Origin of the sequence: Pseudomonas yangonensis, assembly GCF_009932725.1 — a bacterium.
Lineage (GTDB): Bacteria > Pseudomonadota > Gammaproteobacteria > Pseudomonadales > Pseudomonadaceae > Aquipseudomonas > Aquipseudomonas yangonensis.
Genome location: NZ_BLJU01000003.1, coordinates 74,173 through 88,233, shown reverse-complemented (window position 1 = coordinate 88,233; position 14,061 = coordinate 74,173). Strand labels below are relative to the sequence as shown.

Below are 14,061 nucleotides of genomic sequence, written 5' to 3'. Positions count from 1 at the left end.
GCCCGGATTGCATCCGGGCTACGACAGACAGACCTCGCCCTCTATCCTGTTCGGCCGCTGCAGGCGCGCAGTCTTCCACTGGAAACCCAGCACCAGACCGGTAGCCGTCGCCGCCAGGCCTGCGGCCAGCCCCCACCAGACGCCATGGGCGCCCCAGCCCAGCGGGAAGGCCAGCAGCCAGGCCAGCGGCGCGCCGATGAACCAGTAGCCGGTCAGGCCGATCACCAGAGTGGTGCGACCGTCATTGAGCCCGCGAATCGCGCCCATGGCGATGCTCTGCAGACCGTCGAACAGCTCGAACCAGGCGGCGATCGCCAGCAGGCTCACCGCCAGGGTGACGATCTCGGCAAAGGCCGGATCGTGACGGTCGAGAAACAGACCGATGATCCATTCCGGCAGCAGCCAGAACAGCAGGGCGAACATCAGCATCAGCAAAGCCCCCAGGCCCATGCCCAGGTGCCCGGCCAGGCGCGACAGGTGCAGGCGCCCGGCGCCATAGTGCAGGCCGACTCGGAAGGTCACCGCATAGGACAGGCCCTGCGGCACGATGAACGCGAGAGCTACCGTCTGCATGGCGATCTGATGGGCTGCCAGCTGCACACTGCCCAGCGCGCCCATGCACAGGGTGGCGAAGGTGAACAGCCCCTGCTCGGCTGCATAGGTGCCGCCAATCGGCAGGCCCAGGCGCAGCAGGTCGCGCATTTCGGCCCGCTGCGGGCGACCCAGGCCGCCCCGCAGCCGGTAACGCTGGTAGGTCGGCGAGATCAGGATATACAACGCCAGAGCCAGTGCCATGGCGCTGCTGACCAGTGCGGTGGTCATGCCGATACCGCTCAGGCCGAGGCTGGGCAGGCCGAACCAGCCCTTGATCAGTGCATAGTTGATGACGAAGTTGGCGACCGTGCCGATGATGCTGATGGTCATCACCGGGCCGGGATGGCCGATGGCGCTGGTGAAGCCGCGCAGGGCCATGAAGCACAGGTAGCCGGGCAGGGCCAGCGACAGCGGGCGCAGAAATGCCATGGCCTGGCTGGCCGCTGCCGGGTCCTGGCCCAAGTGCGGCAGCAGCGGGCCCAGGCCGTTGAGGCACAGCGCGCTGACTACGCCCAGCAGCATCGCCAGCCACAGGCCATTGCGCAGCAGGCGGGTGACGCCGCTCGGGTCACCAGCACCATGGCGAATGGCGACCAGGCTGCCTACCGCAGCGATCACTCCGGTGCAGAAGATCGAGAAGATGAAGTAGCAGGTGGCGCCCAGCGCGCCGCCGGCCAATTGCTGCGGGCCGAGCATGGCCATCATCAGCGTGTCGGTGAAAATCATCAGCGCGTGGGCCAACTGCGCAGAGATCAGCGGGCCGGCCAGGCGCAGCAGCGCACCCAACTCGTGACCAAGGGGATTCTTCATGATGAGTAAAACTTCGGTAGGGTAAGCCTCCCCAGACTGTCGGGGGATGAGCAGTGGCGGATATTCTCTGGTTTATAGCGGCCGCCCACAAAAGGAAAATAGCCATGCCAGGCATGACTGAAACTCATGAGTCAATACGATGACCCGCCGACTTCCACCGCTCTACGCATTGCGTGCCTTCGAGGCTGCTGCCCGCCACGCATCCTTCACCCGCGCCGCCGAAGAGCTGGCTATTACCCAAAGTGCGGTGAGCCGGCATATCCGCACACTGGAGGATTACTTCGCCTGCCGCCTGTTCGAGCGCCGTGGCCGCAGCCTGCAACTGACCGATCCGGGCCGAGCCTTGCTGCCGGGGCTGAGCGATGGCTTCGATGCGCTGGAGCGGGCCAGCGCGGCGCTGCGCGCCGACGATCAGGTGCTGCGCCTGAAGGCACCTTCGACCCTGACCATGCGCTGGCTGCTGGCCCGTCTGTCGCACTTTCGCCTGGCCAACCCGGACAGCGAAGTGCAACTCACCAGCGCGTGGATGGATGTGGACAAGGTCGACTTCCGCCACGAGCCCTTCGACTGCGCGGTGTTGCTGTCCGACGGCCAGTTTCCGGATGAGTGGGAAAGCGTGCTGCTGTTCGAGGAGTGGCTGACGCCAGTATGCGCGGCCGCCGATAGCGAAGCCGGGCCTTGGTCGTTGGCGCGTCTGCAGGCCGCCGAACAGCTGCACCCGACGCCGGATCGGCGCGACTGGCGGCGCTGGTTGCAGGCTACGGGTCTGGGGGAGCAGGTGCCACTGAAGACCGGCCAGCTGTTCGACATGCTCGAACTGGGCATCGTGGCGGCAGCGCGGGGTTATGGCGTGTCCATCGGTGACCTGCTGATGGTCACCGAGGACGTCAACGCAGGCCGGCTCGGTCTACCCTGGCCAACGGCGGTCTTCAGTGGCGAAAGCTATTATCTGGTATGGCCGCGTGGCCATCGCGCCCAGGCGCGTCTGCAGCGGCTGCGCCATTATCTGTTGGCAGAAGTGGCGGCGATGCAGCTACCGCAGGTGGAAAGGTTGTAGGCTGCGGTCTAGAACGATGCGTTCCTGGCGGGCACCGCCTAAGTGGCGCCGCGGCATCCCTTGGTATCGGGCTAGGTTGCAAACCTAAGGAGCGCGATGCGCGCGGAAGAACTTTCACCCCATCGCTGGCCGATACTGCAATGCCTCGGCCAGATGCGCTCTGGCGATCTGCTGCTCGTCTTGCAGGTCGGCTAAGGTCCGTGCCACCTTGAGCACACGATGGGCGGCGCGCAGGGACAGGCCGAGGCGTTCGCAGGCGTTTTCCAGCCATTGGCGATCGGCGCTGCTCAAGGCGCAATGCCGGCGCAAGCCAGGCAGGTCGAGAAAGGCGTTGGCCACGCCCTGGCGGTGCAGTTGCCGCTGGCGGGCAGCCGCTACCTTGGCCGCCGCCTGAGCGGTGCTTTCACCTTCTTGTAGCGGCACGTCCAGAGCGGTGCTTTCGCGGGCGACCGTCAGGTGTAGGTCGATGCGATCGAGCAGCGGTCCGGACAGCTTGGCGCGGTAGCGCTGGATTTGCTCCGGGGTGCAGCGGCAGCGGTTGCTCGGGTCGCCGAGATAACCGCATGGGCAGGGATTCATCGCCGCGACCAGCTGGAAGCGTGCCGGAAAGCGCACCTTGTCGCGCGCCCGGGCAATGACGATATGGCCACTCTCCAACGGTTCGCGCAGCACCTCCAGCACCTTTCTGTCGAACTCCGGCAGTTCGTCCAGGAACAGCACGCCCTGATGCGCCAGCGTGATTTCGCCAGGCTGCGGGCGGCTGCCGCCGCCGACCAGCGCTGGCCCGGAGGCGCTATGGTGCGGAGTACGAAAGGGCCTCTGCGGCCAATGCTGCAACGGCGTATGGCTGGCCACCGAATGGATCGCGGCCACCTGCAGCGCCTCGCTCTCGTCCAGTGGCGGCAGCAGGCCGGGCAGGCGGCTGGCCAGCAGCGTCTTGCCGGTGCCGGGTGGGCCGCTGAGCAGCAGATTGTGCGAACCTGCCGCGGCCACCAGCAAGGCGCGCTTGGCGGCCAGCTGGCCCTGGACTTCGGCCAGATCCGGATAGGGCAGGCTCTGTCTGAGCAATCCCTGTGCGGCATAGGGTTCGAGTGGTGCGCTGCCGTTGAGGTGGGCGGCGATCTGCAGTAGATGCTCCACGGCGATGACCTTCAGTCCGGAAGCGAGGCTGGCTTCCTCGGCATTGGCCTGAGGCACCAACAGGGTGCGCCCGGCTTGTCGCGCTGCCAAGGCGGCCGGCAATACGCCCTGTACCGGACGCACTGCACCGGACAGTGCCAGCTCGCCCAGGCATTCGTATTCGTCGAGCGACTCAGCCGGTACCTGGCCGCTGGCAGCGAGAATGCCCAGAGCGATGGCGAGATCGAAGCGGCCGCCGTCCTTCGGCAGGTCTGCCGGCGCCAGATTCAGGGTGATGCGCTTGCTCGGAAACTCGAACGCGGCATTGAGGATGGCGCTGCGCACGCGGTCCTTGCTTTCCTTGACCGCGGTCTCCGGCAGGCCAACCAGCGCAAGAGAGGGCAGGCCGTTGGCCAGGTGCGCTTCGACGGTGACGGCCGGTGCTTCGACACCGACCTGGGCGCGGCTGTGGACGATGGCCAGGGACATGATCGCTCCTTGATCAGGTGGGGTGCAGTGCCTATCAGGCTGTTGAAAAACTACCTGCGTTGGCAATACTGCGTTAAAAACGGCCTCAAAATGCTCATTTACAGCACGTAAACTGCGCTTTTTCGGCCGTTTTTGCGGGGCCGCCATCGGTATTGTCTTGCCGGCCTCGCCTACGTTTTTCAACGGCCTGCTGTAGGAGCGGCTTCAGCCGCGAAGCCTGTTCGCGGCTGAAGCCGCTCCTACAACATAGCCTTAGTCTGCGGCAGTGAGCTTGGCTTCCAGCTCGGCGACCTTGGCTTCCAGCGCTTCGAGGCGGGCGCGGGTACGGGCCAGTACCACCATCTGGCTGTCGAACTCTTCTCGGCTGACCAGCTCCAGCTTGCTGAAACCACTTTGCAGCAGGGCTTTGAACTGGGCTTCCAGTTCTGCGCGCGGCAACGGGCTATCGCCGCTGAACAGGCGCGAGGCGTGGCTACTGAGGGTGTCGAGCAGGGCTTTCGGCGGCAGCATGGTGAGGTTCCCTAAACAGATGGTCGGCAGTGTAGCACGCGACTGCAGTCGGGACGTTCGGGGGTTGGCTGCACGATTTATGAGCACCCGGCAATGCGCCGTTGCACCAATATTGTGCGGAGGATTCACTCTGAATGGCAGGCGCTGACCCTGTGCACCGGTAAAAGCCTGAAAGATGGCGCATTTAAAGGAGCTGGCAAGCTTTCTGCTTAGACCCCTGCGACGCATGCACCGATGCAGTACCGGTGTGGCAGGCGAAGCGGAGTGTTTCGCCGGGAGCGGTTGGTGGGTATCGGCCAGGCCAGGCTGGAACGGTCGGTGCATTACAAAAGCCAGACACTGCGCTTAGACTTGAGCCGGGTTCGTAATTCCTGGGGCAAGTCCACCTTACACGGGAGAAAGTTTCATGAAGCTAGTCACTGCCATCATCAAGCCGTTCAAGCTGGACGACGTGCGCGAGTCGCTGTCGGAGATCGGCGTGCAGGGCATTACCGTCACCGAGGTCAAGGGCTTCGGCCGCCAGAAAGGCCATACCGAGCTGTATCGCGGTGCCGAGTACGTGGTCGACTTCCTGCCCAAGGTGAAGATCGACGTGGCCATTGCTGACGATCAGCTGGACCGCGTGATCGAGGCCATCACCAAGGCTGCCAACACCGGCAAGATCGGCGACGGCAAGATTTTCGTAGTCAACCTGGAACAGGCGATTCGTATCCGTACCGGCGAAACCGATACCGACGCGATCTAACCAGCCTCCGAACCCCACGCCCCAGGAGTAAACCCATGACTCTGCGAACTTTCGCAGGGCTAGGAGCCCTTTTGTCCTCGAATTCTGCCCAGGTGCTGTTTTCGAGGGCGAATGCCGGAGCTGGCGAGACCTTCGCCGCTCTGCTGTGCCAGACCCTCTTCAGGTCCTGCGCTCGGCCTAGTGATGGGAATGCCTGGTCGCCTCACGGCGCAGGGGTTCCGCTGATCCAGAACGAGCGTGGCAACGACCTGTAAAGCATGCGGAACGCGTCCGGCGCCAACCTGGACGTTTCAACCGAACAGCGCACAACGAAAGCGCCGGCAAGAGGTGAAAAATGGATAACACAGCATTGACTGCATTGCAGTACGGCTTCGATACCTTCTACTTTCTGATCTGTGGTGCCCTGGTGATGTGGATGGCGGCGGGCTTTGCCATGCTCGAATCCGGCCTGGTGCGCGCCAAGAACACCACCGAGATCCTCACCAAGAACATCGCCCTGTATGCCATCGCCAGCGTCATGTACCTGGTGATCGGTTACCACATCATGTACTCCAGCCCTGAGGGCGGCATCCTGCCGAGCCTGGGCTTCCTCATCGGTGATGAGAACACTGCCGAGGCCGTTTTGGCCGGTGGCGACGATGCGCCCTACTACTCGGCCCGCTCGGACTTCTTCTTTCAGATCGTCTTCGCTGCGACCTGCATGTCGGTAGTTTCCGGTGCGGTGGCCGAGCGCATGAAGCTGTGGGCCTTCCTCGCCTTCGCCGTAGTCATGACCGGTTTCATCTACCCGATCCAGGGCTTCTGGAAGTGGGGTTCGGGCTTCCTCAACGAAGCGGGTTTCCTCGACTTCGCCGGCTCTGGCGTGGTGCACATGGCCGGTGCTGCCGCTGCTCTGGCCGGTGTCCTGCTGCTGGGCGCACGCAAGGGCAAGTACGGCGCCAACGGCCAGGTCAACGCCATTCCCGGTGCCAACCTGCCGCTGGCAACGCTCGGTACCTTCATCCTGTGGATGGGCTGGTTCGGCTTCAACGGTGGCTCGCAATTGAAGATGAGTACCATCGAGGATGCCAATGCTGTCGCTCAGGTCTTCGTCAACACCAACATGGCCGCTGCCGGTGGCCTGATCGTCGCGCTGATTACCGCGCGTATCCTGTTCGGCAAGGCTGACCTGACCATGGCGCTCAACGGCGCGCTGGCCGGTCTGGTCGCCATCACCGCCGAACCGCTGACTCCGAGTGCGCTGCAGGCCACCCTGATCGGCGGCGTAGGCGGTGTGCTGGTGGTGTTCTCCATCCTTGGTCTGGACAAGATCAAGATCGACGATCCGGTCGGTGCCATCTCCGTGCACGGCGTGGCCGGCATCTGGGGGCTGCTGGCCGTATGCCTGACCAATGGCGACGCCTCGCTGGGTGCCCAGTTGCTGGGTATCGCCTGCATCTTCGCCTGGGTGTTCATCGCCAGTCTGATCGTTTGGGGAATCATCAAGGCGGTGATCGGCCTGCGCGTCAGCGAGGAAGAGGAATACGAGGGTGTGGATATCGCCGAGTGCGGTATGGAAGCCTACCCGGAGTTCACCGGCAAGAAGTAAGCTTCGCCGGAATGACAAGGGCGCCTTTTGGCGCCCTTTGTTTTTTCTGACAGCACGCTAGAATGCGCGCGCTGGAGCCTTCGAGAGTGAGAAAACGGCATGTGGCAGCAACGCATCATCAGCCTGCGTCCGCGTGAGCGTGGCTTTCATCTGGTGACCGAAGAGGTGCTGGAGAAATTGCCGGAACTGGCGCAGATCCGTGTGGGTCTGTTGCATCTGTGGCTGCAGCACACCTCGGCATCGCTAACGGTGAACGAGAACGCCGACCCCGCGGTGCGCCGCGATTTCGAGCGCTTTTTCAACCGTCTGGTGCCACAGGGTGAGGCGGGTTACGAACACGATTACGAAGGGCCGGACGATTTGCCGGCGCACTTCAAGGGCAGTTTGCTGGGTTTTCAGTTGCAGCTGCCGATACAGGATGGACGCTTGGCGTTGGGCACCTGGCAGGGTATCTACCTCGGCGAGCACCGCGATCATGGCGGTAGCCGGCGAGTGGTGGCGACCCTGTTCGGGGAGGCTATTTGAATTTTTTCCGGCCGTGCAGTGCAGATTGCGCGGCTGGGCTATAACTAACCTGCTTTTCGCAAGTCATGAGGTTGAACATGAGCGACGAAGACCTGGAACAAGATGATCTGGAAGGGGCTGACGAGGACGATGGCGAGGAGCTGGCTGCCGCCGATGACGGCGACAGTGGCGACGACGAGGGCGATGGCGAAGCCGTAGCCAGCGGCAAGAAGAGCAAGGCCAAAGCCGTTGAAGTCGACGAGATGCCCAGCATCGAAGCCAAGCAAAAGGAACGCGACGCCCTGGCTCGTGCCATGGAAGAGTTTCTCGCCCGTGGCGGCAAGGTGCAGGAGGTAGAACCCAATGTGGTCGCCGACCCACCCAAGAAGCCCGACAGCAAATACGGCAGCCGCCCCATCTGAGGACGGCTCGCTGCAAAGAACCCGCCCCAGTGGCGGGTTTTTTTGTTGCCCGCCGTCTCCGGCGGCGATGCGTACGCACCGTCCGAGGCTCGTCGGCACCGGTGAGGCGGCCAGGCTGTTCATTTGTGGTCGTGCGCGCTTGGCACCCCTCTCCCATTTATGGGAGAGGGGCTGGGGGAGAGGGCCGAAAACCACGCAAATATGCCGGCTACCTGATCACTGAGCAGCGGTTGTGTCTCGAGTATCAACGCCGTGGCGCGGCTTGTCCTCAGGCGTTAAGGACCACTCAGCCAGTCAGCGCGTCCAGCTACCCAGCAATGCCGGCAGTTCGGCCAGGCTGGCGATCTGCGCATCCGGCGTGGTTTCGCCCTGCCAGGCGCGCCCTTGCGGGTTGAACCAGATCGCCCGCATGCCGGCGGCCTGAGCGCCGCCGATATCGTCGCTGGGATGATCGCCGATATGCACGGCGCGCTCGGCGGCAATGCCGCCTGCGCGGCTCAAGGCTTCACGGAAGGGTTTCGGGTCGGGCTTGCCAATGCCCAGTTCCTCGGCGCACAGGGCGAACTGGAAATAGTCCGACAGGCCCAGGCGACGCACGTCTGCGTTGCCGTTGGTGATCACGCCGAGCATGAAGCGCTCGGCCAGTGCCTCCAGCGTCGGGTGCACCTCGGTGAACAGTTCGACTTGGTGGCGGGCGCTCAGAAACACCTGGAATCCGGCTTCAGCCAGCGTCTGCGCTTCGCTGTGCGGGTAGCCGGCATCTTCCAGAGCGTGAAACAGAATGCGCCGGCGCAGCTCGCTGAGACGATGCTTGAGCATCGGTTCGGCTTCGAGCAGGCGGCTGCGCACGGCCCAGAGGTGCTCGACCGGTACCGCGCCCAGACGCGGCGCGTGCAGGGCGAGCCAGTTGCGCAGGGCCGCCTCGGCGTCCTGCATGACCGGCGTGACGTCCCATAACGTGTCGTCGAGGTCGAAGGTGATCAGTTCAATGCTCATTCGGAACCGCCTTTGCGTTTGGCCCTGGGGTGGGCCTGGTCATAGACATTGGCCAGGTGCTGGAAATCCAGGTGGGTATAGATCTGCGTGGTGGCGATGTCGGCGTGGCCGAGCAGCTCCTGCACGGCGCGCAGATCCTGCGAGGACTCCAGCATATGACTGGCGAAGCTGTGGCGCAGCATGTGCGGATGCAGGTGCTGGCCCAGCTCGCGCACGCCGGCCTGGCGCACGCGTAGCTGCACCGCGCGCGGCCCGAGGCGGCGGCCCTGCTGGCTGATGAACACCGCGCCGTCGCTGGGGCCTGCCAGCTTGCGCAGGGGTAGCCATTGCTCCAGCGCCTGGCGTGCCATGCTGCCGACCGGCAACTCGCGCACCTTGTTGCCCTTGCCGCGTACGCGCACCAGGCCGGCGGGCAGGTCGAGGCCATCGAGATCGAGGCCGACCAGCTCCGACAGGCGCAGCCCCGAGGAATAGAACAGCTCGAGCATGGCCTGGTCGCGGCGGGCGATGAAGTCGTCCTCCACCGCGCCGTCGAGCAGTTGTGCGCTGCGGTCGGCGTCCAGCGTGCGCGGCAGGCGGCGTTCGCGTTTCGGTGGACTGAGGCCGGTGGCCGGGTCGTGGCGGCACAGACCTTCACGCAACAGATACTGATAGAGGCCGCGGGTGGCCGAGAGCAGCCGCGCCAGGCTACGGCTGGACAGGCCCTGCTGATGCAGGCGGGCGACCAGGCGGCGCAGGTTGCGCGTGTCCAGCTCGGCCCAGTCGTTCAGGCCTTCGGCTTCGCAGAATGCCTGCAGCTTGCCGAGGTCACGGCGATAGCCGTCGAGGGTATGCACCGACACCTGGCGCTCGCGGCGCAGGTGTTCGAGGTAGGCGTCGAGTCGATCGTGCATCGATGCTCCCAGAGGTCATGTAGGAGCGAATTCATTCGCGATCATGGCTGGCTCGGCGTCCACCCTATCGCGAATGAATTCGCTCCTACAAGGTCGGCCGGCCCATGAGCCCGGGTTCGGTGGGGCAAGCGCTGCGTCAGCGTACCGAGCGCAGCGGTGTGGCGAAGCCGGGCAGCACGCGTGCCAGGACTTCGGCGATATAGCCGAGGAACAGCGTACCGAGCGAGCTCTTGTAATGCTGCGGATCGGCGCTACCGATGGCGAGAATGCCATGCAGCCCCTGATGGTTGAGGCTGACCACGGCGGCGGAACCGACTTGCGCCGCGTCGTCCTTGCCGAACAGGAACTCCAGCTCATGCGGGCGCAGCACGCCGCAGATGGTCTTGCCACCGCTGAGCAGGCCGCCGACCTGTTGATGCGCCTCGGCCGAGCTGACCGAGCGGCCGACCGGCAGCTTGTTGTCGCTGAACAGGATCAGACCCACGAAGGGCACCTGGAACTCGTGGCGCAGGCTGTCTTCGACCACGCCGACCACTTCCTCGAGGCTGCCGGCATCGAGCAGATCGAGCACCAGGCGGCGGGTCTTGTCGAACAGGCGGTCATTGTCGCGGGCCACGTCCATCAACTGGCCGAGGCGGTGGCGCATCTCGATGTTGCGCTCGCGCAGCAGCTTGACCTGGCGTTCGACCAGCGACACGGCGTTGCCGGGCTGGTGCGGAATGCGCAGTTCGGGGATCAGTTCTTCATGGTCGATGAAGAACTCCGGATGCAGGCGCAGATAGGCTGCGACCGTTTCCGAATCGAGCGGTTTGGGCGAATCCTGCTGGTCGGTCATAGGCGAACCTGTCCTTCGTATACGCGGGCAGCGGGCCCGGTCATCATAACCGGCTCACCTTCGCCTGCCCATTCGATGGACAGTTTGCCGCCCGGCAGTTCCAGTTGCACGGGCGAATCCATCCAGCCCTGGCGAATCGCCGCGACCGCTGCGGCGCAGGCGCCTGTGCCGCAAGCCTGGGTTTCCCCGGCGCCACGTTCCCAGACGCGCAGGCGCGCATGCTTGCGGTCGAGCACCTGGAGGAAACCGACGTTGACCCGCTGCGGAAAGCGCGGGTGATGCTCCAGTTTCGGTCCGAGCGCATGCACCGGCGCGCTGTCGACGCTGTCGACGCGCAGCACGGCGTGCGGGTTGCCCATCGATAGCGCGGCCAGTTCGACGCTCTGGCCGTCGACCTCGACGCGATAGCTGAGTGCGGCCTGTTCGGCCTGGAACGGCACCTGTTCCGGCTGCAGACGCGGTGCGCCCATGTTGACGCAGACCTGGCCGTCGTTCTGCACGCGCAGCTCGATCACGCCGCTCTTGGTCTCGACGCGGATGACCTTCTTGGTGGTCAGGCGCTTGTCCAGCACGAAGCGGGCGAAGCAGCGTGCACCGTTGCCGCACTGTTCCACTTCCGAGCCGTCGGCGTTGAAGATGCGGTAGCGAAAGTCGACATCCGGGTGGCTCGGCGGCTCGACGATCAGCAGCTGATCGAAACCGACGCCAGTATGGCGGTCGCCCCACTGCTTGGCGTGCTTGGGTTGCACGTGGGCATGCTGACTGATCAGGTCGAGGACCATGAAGTCATTGCCCAGGCCGTGCATCTTGGTAAAGCGCAATAGCATGGCGTTGCCCTCAGGCCGGCAGCAGGCTTTCGCCGGCGTAGAGCTCTTGGACAGTCTCGCGACGGCGCACTTCATAGGCCTGTTCGCCGTCCACCAGCACCTCGGCCGCACGGCCGCGGGTGTTGTAGTTGGAGCTCATGACGAAGCCATAGGCGCCGGCCGAACGCACCGCCAACAGGTCGCCTTCTTCGAGCACCAGCTGACGATCCTTGGCCAGGAAGTCGCCGGTCTCGCAGATCGGCCCGACCAGGTCGTAGTGGCGCGCCTCGCCTTCACGCGGCTGCACCGGCGACACGTCCATCCAGGCCTGGTACAGGGCCGGGCGGATCAGGTCATTCATCGCCGCATCGACGATGGCGAAATCCTTGTGCTCGGTGTGCTTGAGGTATTCCACCTGGGTCAGCAGCACGCCGGCGTTGGCCACGATGAAGCGGCCCGGCTCGAATACCAGCGACAGGTCGCGGCCTGCCAGGCGCTTGCGCACGGCGGCGATGTAGTCACCAGCCAGTGGTGGCTGCTCGTCGCGGTACTGCACACCGAGGCCGCCGCCCAGGTCCAGATGCCTGATGGTGATGCCGCGCGCGGCCAGCTTGTCGACCAGCAGCAGCAGACGATCCAGCGCATCGAGGAAGGGTTCGAGGGTGGTCAGCTGCGAGCCGATATGGCAGTCGACGCCGATCACTTCCAGGTTCGGCAGCTCGGCGGCGCGGGCGTAGACCGCCTCGGCCTGCTCGATGTCGATGCCGAACTTGTTTTCCTTGAGGCCGGTGGAAATGTACGGGTGAGTGCCGGCGTCCACGTCCGGGTTGACCCGCAGTGACACCGGCGCCTTGACGCCCAGTTCGGCGGCGACCTTCTGCAGGCGCTCCAGCTCGACGCTGGACTCGACGTTGAAGCAGTGCACGCCGACTTCCAGGGCGCGGCGCATGTCGTCGCGGCTCTTGCCGACACCGGAGAAGACGATACGGCTCGGCTCGCCACCGGCGGCCAGCACGCGCTCCAGCTCACCGCTGGAAACGATGTCGAAGCCGGCGCCTAGACGCGCCAGCACGTTCAGCACGCCGATGTTGGAGTTGGCCTTGACCGCGAAGCAGACCAGGTGCGGCATGCCGTCCAGGGCATCGGCATAGGCGCGGTACTGCCCTTCGATATGGGCACGGGAATAGACATAGGTGGGCGTGCCGAAGCGCTGGGCCAGCGCGGACAAGGCAACGCCTTCCGCGAACAGCTCGCCGTCGCGGTAGTTGAAGGCTTCCATGGGCAGCTCCTGTCAGAGTTCGAAACGGTCTCGGCTGTTGCCGGCGTTGTCGTCGCCCGGCAGGTACAGCGGGCCTTTCTGACCGCAGCCGGCCAACAGGCAAACGGCGGCGAGGAGCGCGAGGGTCAGTCGCTTCATGGGGCAGTCCTTGAAATAAGCGTGAATTGCGCCGGAGTATACCGACCCCCTGCCACCTTGCCTATGCGCCCGGCGCCCGCCTGGCGGGGCGCCGGCTCGATTGGCATCCCTGTCTGGCGTGCACGCCGAAGGCATTCGTGCCGGCTTGGGTTAGCATGCGGCGAGTAACGAGGAGCCTCGATGGACAATCCCGCGATTCTGGCCGGCTCGGTCTCGGTGGCCTACCTGCAGGGGCTGGTCGAACACCTGCAGCGCCACGGGGTAGCCCCCGAGGTGCTGCTCGCCCATGCCCAACTGAGCCCTGAAGTACTGAGTCAGCGTGATCAGCGCATCGCTGCCAGTGCCTATCTGACATTATTGGGCGAGGGCGTGCGCCTGACCGGCGATCAGTACCTGGGCCTGCACCTTGGAGAGTCGGTGCGGCCGGGCTATTACGGCGTGCTCGGCTACCTGATCATGAGTTGCGCCACCCTGGCTGACGCGCTGCACCGCCAGGCGCGCTACGCTTCGCTGGTTGGTAACCTGGGCCTGGTAGTGCTCGATGACGAACCCGCCCGACCGGGCAGCGAGCCGCTGGTTGCCCATAGCTGGCAGCCCTTGCTGGCGCAGCAGCAGCGCCAGCTGAGCGAGGAAACCCTGGCCGGCTGGGTGAGCTTCGGGCGCTGGATCAGTGGCCTGGACATCGCGCCGACCGAGGTGCGTTTCAGCCATCCGGCGCCGGCCGATACGTCGGAGCATGCGCGTATCTTTCGTTGCCCGGTACTGTTCGATCAACCTGACAATGCCCTGGTCTTTCCCAGGCGGTTGCTGGCGGCGCCGCTGAACCAGGCCGATGCGCAGGTGCGCGGTATGCTCGATGACTACGCCGATCGCCTGCTGGCCGAGCTCAACCGGGGCAACAGCGTGCTCGACCGCGCGCGCCTGGAACTGGCGCGCCAGTTGCCGGAGCAGGGGCCGGACCTGGAAGCCATCGCAGCCGCCCTGGCGCTGAGCCCGCGGACCTTGCAACGACGTCTGCGTGAGGGTGGGCTGTCGTTCAGTCAGCTGGTCGACGAGACGCGCCAGCAGCTGGTGCTGCATTACCTGCGCGACCCTGCACTGGAACTGGCGGATATCGCCTTTCTGGTCGGCTTCAGCGAACCTGGCTCGCTGGCGCGTGCATTTCGTCGCTGGACGGGAACGAGTCCGGGCGAGTACCGTCGCCACCTTTGTGCCCAGGCCGGCTAACCTGGTCTGGCATCTACCGCTAATTTCCATGCAGTCGCTGCACCTAGTG

General features: G+C 64.8%; 15 protein-coding genes. 6 read left to right on the top strand and 9 right to left on the bottom strand.

The window, feature by feature from the left end; translation table 11 throughout:
• Positions 1 to 18: 18 nt before the first annotated feature.
• Entirely contained in the window at positions 19 to 1,404 is a 1,386-nt protein-coding gene (locus GYB81_RS05995) for a NorM family multidrug efflux MATE transporter (RefSeq protein ID WP_161866234.1), read from the bottom strand.
• 139 nt (positions 1,405 to 1,543) lie between these two features.
• Here GYB81_RS05995 and GYB81_RS05990 point away from each other — a divergent pair, with 139 nt between their 5' ends.
• Positions 1,544 to 2,461 carry a LysR substrate-binding domain-containing protein gene (locus GYB81_RS05990; RefSeq protein WP_161866235.1) on the top strand — a complete coding sequence of 306 codons (918 nt, stop codon included), beginning with the start codon at positions 1,544 to 1,546 and terminating at the stop codon, positions 2,459 to 2,461.
• 114 nt (positions 2,462 to 2,575) lie between these two features.
• Here the strand turns inward: GYB81_RS05990 and GYB81_RS05985 are convergent, their stop codons facing one another.
• Positions 2,576 to 4,069, bottom strand: a complete 1,494-nt coding sequence (locus GYB81_RS05985; RefSeq protein ID WP_161866236.1) for a YifB family Mg chelatase-like AAA ATPase — start codon at positions 4,067 to 4,069, stop codon at positions 2,576 to 2,578.
• 252 nt (positions 4,070 to 4,321) lie between these two features.
• Complete coding sequence (locus GYB81_RS05980) at positions 4,322 to 4,579, bottom strand: accessory factor UbiK family protein (RefSeq protein WP_017361208.1); 258 nt, start codon at positions 4,577 to 4,579, stop codon at positions 4,322 to 4,324.
• 406 nt (positions 4,580 to 4,985) lie between these two features.
• On the opposite strand from GYB81_RS05980, the gene glnK reads away from it, so the two are divergent.
• The 4 genes from glnK (at position 4,986) to sutA (ending at position 7,838) form a co-directional block, all read left to right on the top strand.
• Positions 4,986 to 5,324 (top strand): P-II family nitrogen regulator, encoded by a 339-nt coding sequence (gene glnK / locus GYB81_RS05975; protein WP_003096476.1) that lies wholly within the window; start codon positions 4,986 to 4,988, stop codon positions 5,322 to 5,324.
• Between the two features lie 334 nt (positions 5,325 to 5,658).
• Positions 5,659 to 6,912, top strand: coding sequence for an ammonium transporter (locus tag GYB81_RS05970; RefSeq protein WP_161866237.1), 1,254 nt, complete (start codon positions 5,659 to 5,661; stop codon positions 6,910 to 6,912).
• A gap of 99 nt (positions 6,913 to 7,011) precedes the next feature.
• Complete coding sequence (locus GYB81_RS05965; RefSeq protein WP_161866238.1) at positions 7,012 to 7,437, top strand: secondary thiamine-phosphate synthase enzyme YjbQ; 426 nt, start codon at positions 7,012 to 7,014, stop codon at positions 7,435 to 7,437.
• 77 nt (positions 7,438 to 7,514) lie between these two features.
• Positions 7,515 to 7,838 (top strand): dormancy-specific transcriptional regulator SutA, encoded by a 324-nt coding sequence (gene sutA, locus GYB81_RS05960; RefSeq protein WP_161866239.1) that lies wholly within the window; start codon positions 7,515 to 7,517, stop codon positions 7,836 to 7,838.
• A 294-nt stretch (positions 7,839 to 8,132) separates the two neighbouring features.
• Here the strand turns inward: sutA and GYB81_RS05955 are convergent, their stop codons facing one another.
• The 6 genes from GYB81_RS05955 to lptM all read right to left on the bottom strand — a co-directional run bounded on the left by GYB81_RS05955 (position 8,133) and on the right by lptM (position 12,785).
• On the bottom strand, positions 8,133 to 8,834 hold the full coding sequence (locus tag GYB81_RS05955; protein ID WP_161865646.1) for an HAD family hydrolase: 702 nt from the start codon (positions 8,832 to 8,834) through the stop codon (positions 8,133 to 8,135).
• Entirely contained in the window at positions 8,831 to 9,727 is an 897-nt protein-coding gene (gene xerC, locus GYB81_RS05950) for a tyrosine recombinase XerC (protein WP_161865647.1), read from the bottom strand. The genes GYB81_RS05955 and xerC overlap by 4 nt, the downstream gene beginning before the upstream one ends.
• Before the next feature lie 136 nt (positions 9,728 to 9,863).
• The gene (locus GYB81_RS05945) at positions 9,864 to 10,562 is read right to left on the bottom strand and encodes a DUF484 family protein (protein ID WP_161865648.1); all 699 of its coding nucleotides are present in this window, start codon (positions 10,560 to 10,562) and stop codon (positions 9,864 to 9,866) included.
• The gene (gene dapF / locus GYB81_RS05940; protein WP_161865649.1) at positions 10,559 to 11,389 is read right to left on the bottom strand and encodes a diaminopimelate epimerase; all 831 of its coding nucleotides are present in this window, start codon (positions 11,387 to 11,389) and stop codon (positions 10,559 to 10,561) included. The genes GYB81_RS05945 and dapF overlap by 4 nt, the downstream gene beginning before the upstream one ends.
• Positions 11,390 to 11,399: 10 nt before the next feature.
• On the bottom strand, positions 11,400 to 12,647 hold the full coding sequence (gene lysA / locus GYB81_RS05935; protein ID WP_161865650.1) for a diaminopimelate decarboxylase: 1,248 nt from the start codon (positions 12,645 to 12,647) through the stop codon (positions 11,400 to 11,402).
• A gap of 12 nt (positions 12,648 to 12,659) precedes the next feature.
• Entirely contained in the window at positions 12,660 to 12,785 is a 126-nt protein-coding gene (gene lptM, locus GYB81_RS05930; protein ID WP_017361215.1) for an LPS translocon maturation chaperone LptM, read from the bottom strand.
• A gap of 180 nt (positions 12,786 to 12,965) precedes the next feature.
• On the opposite strand from lptM, the gene GYB81_RS05925 reads away from it, so the two are divergent.
• Positions 12,966 to 14,012 carry an AraC family transcriptional regulator gene (locus tag GYB81_RS05925; protein WP_161865651.1) on the top strand — a complete coding sequence of 349 codons (1,047 nt, stop codon included), beginning with the start codon at positions 12,966 to 12,968 and terminating at the stop codon, positions 14,010 to 14,012.
• Positions 14,013 to 14,061: the final 49 nt, after the last annotated feature.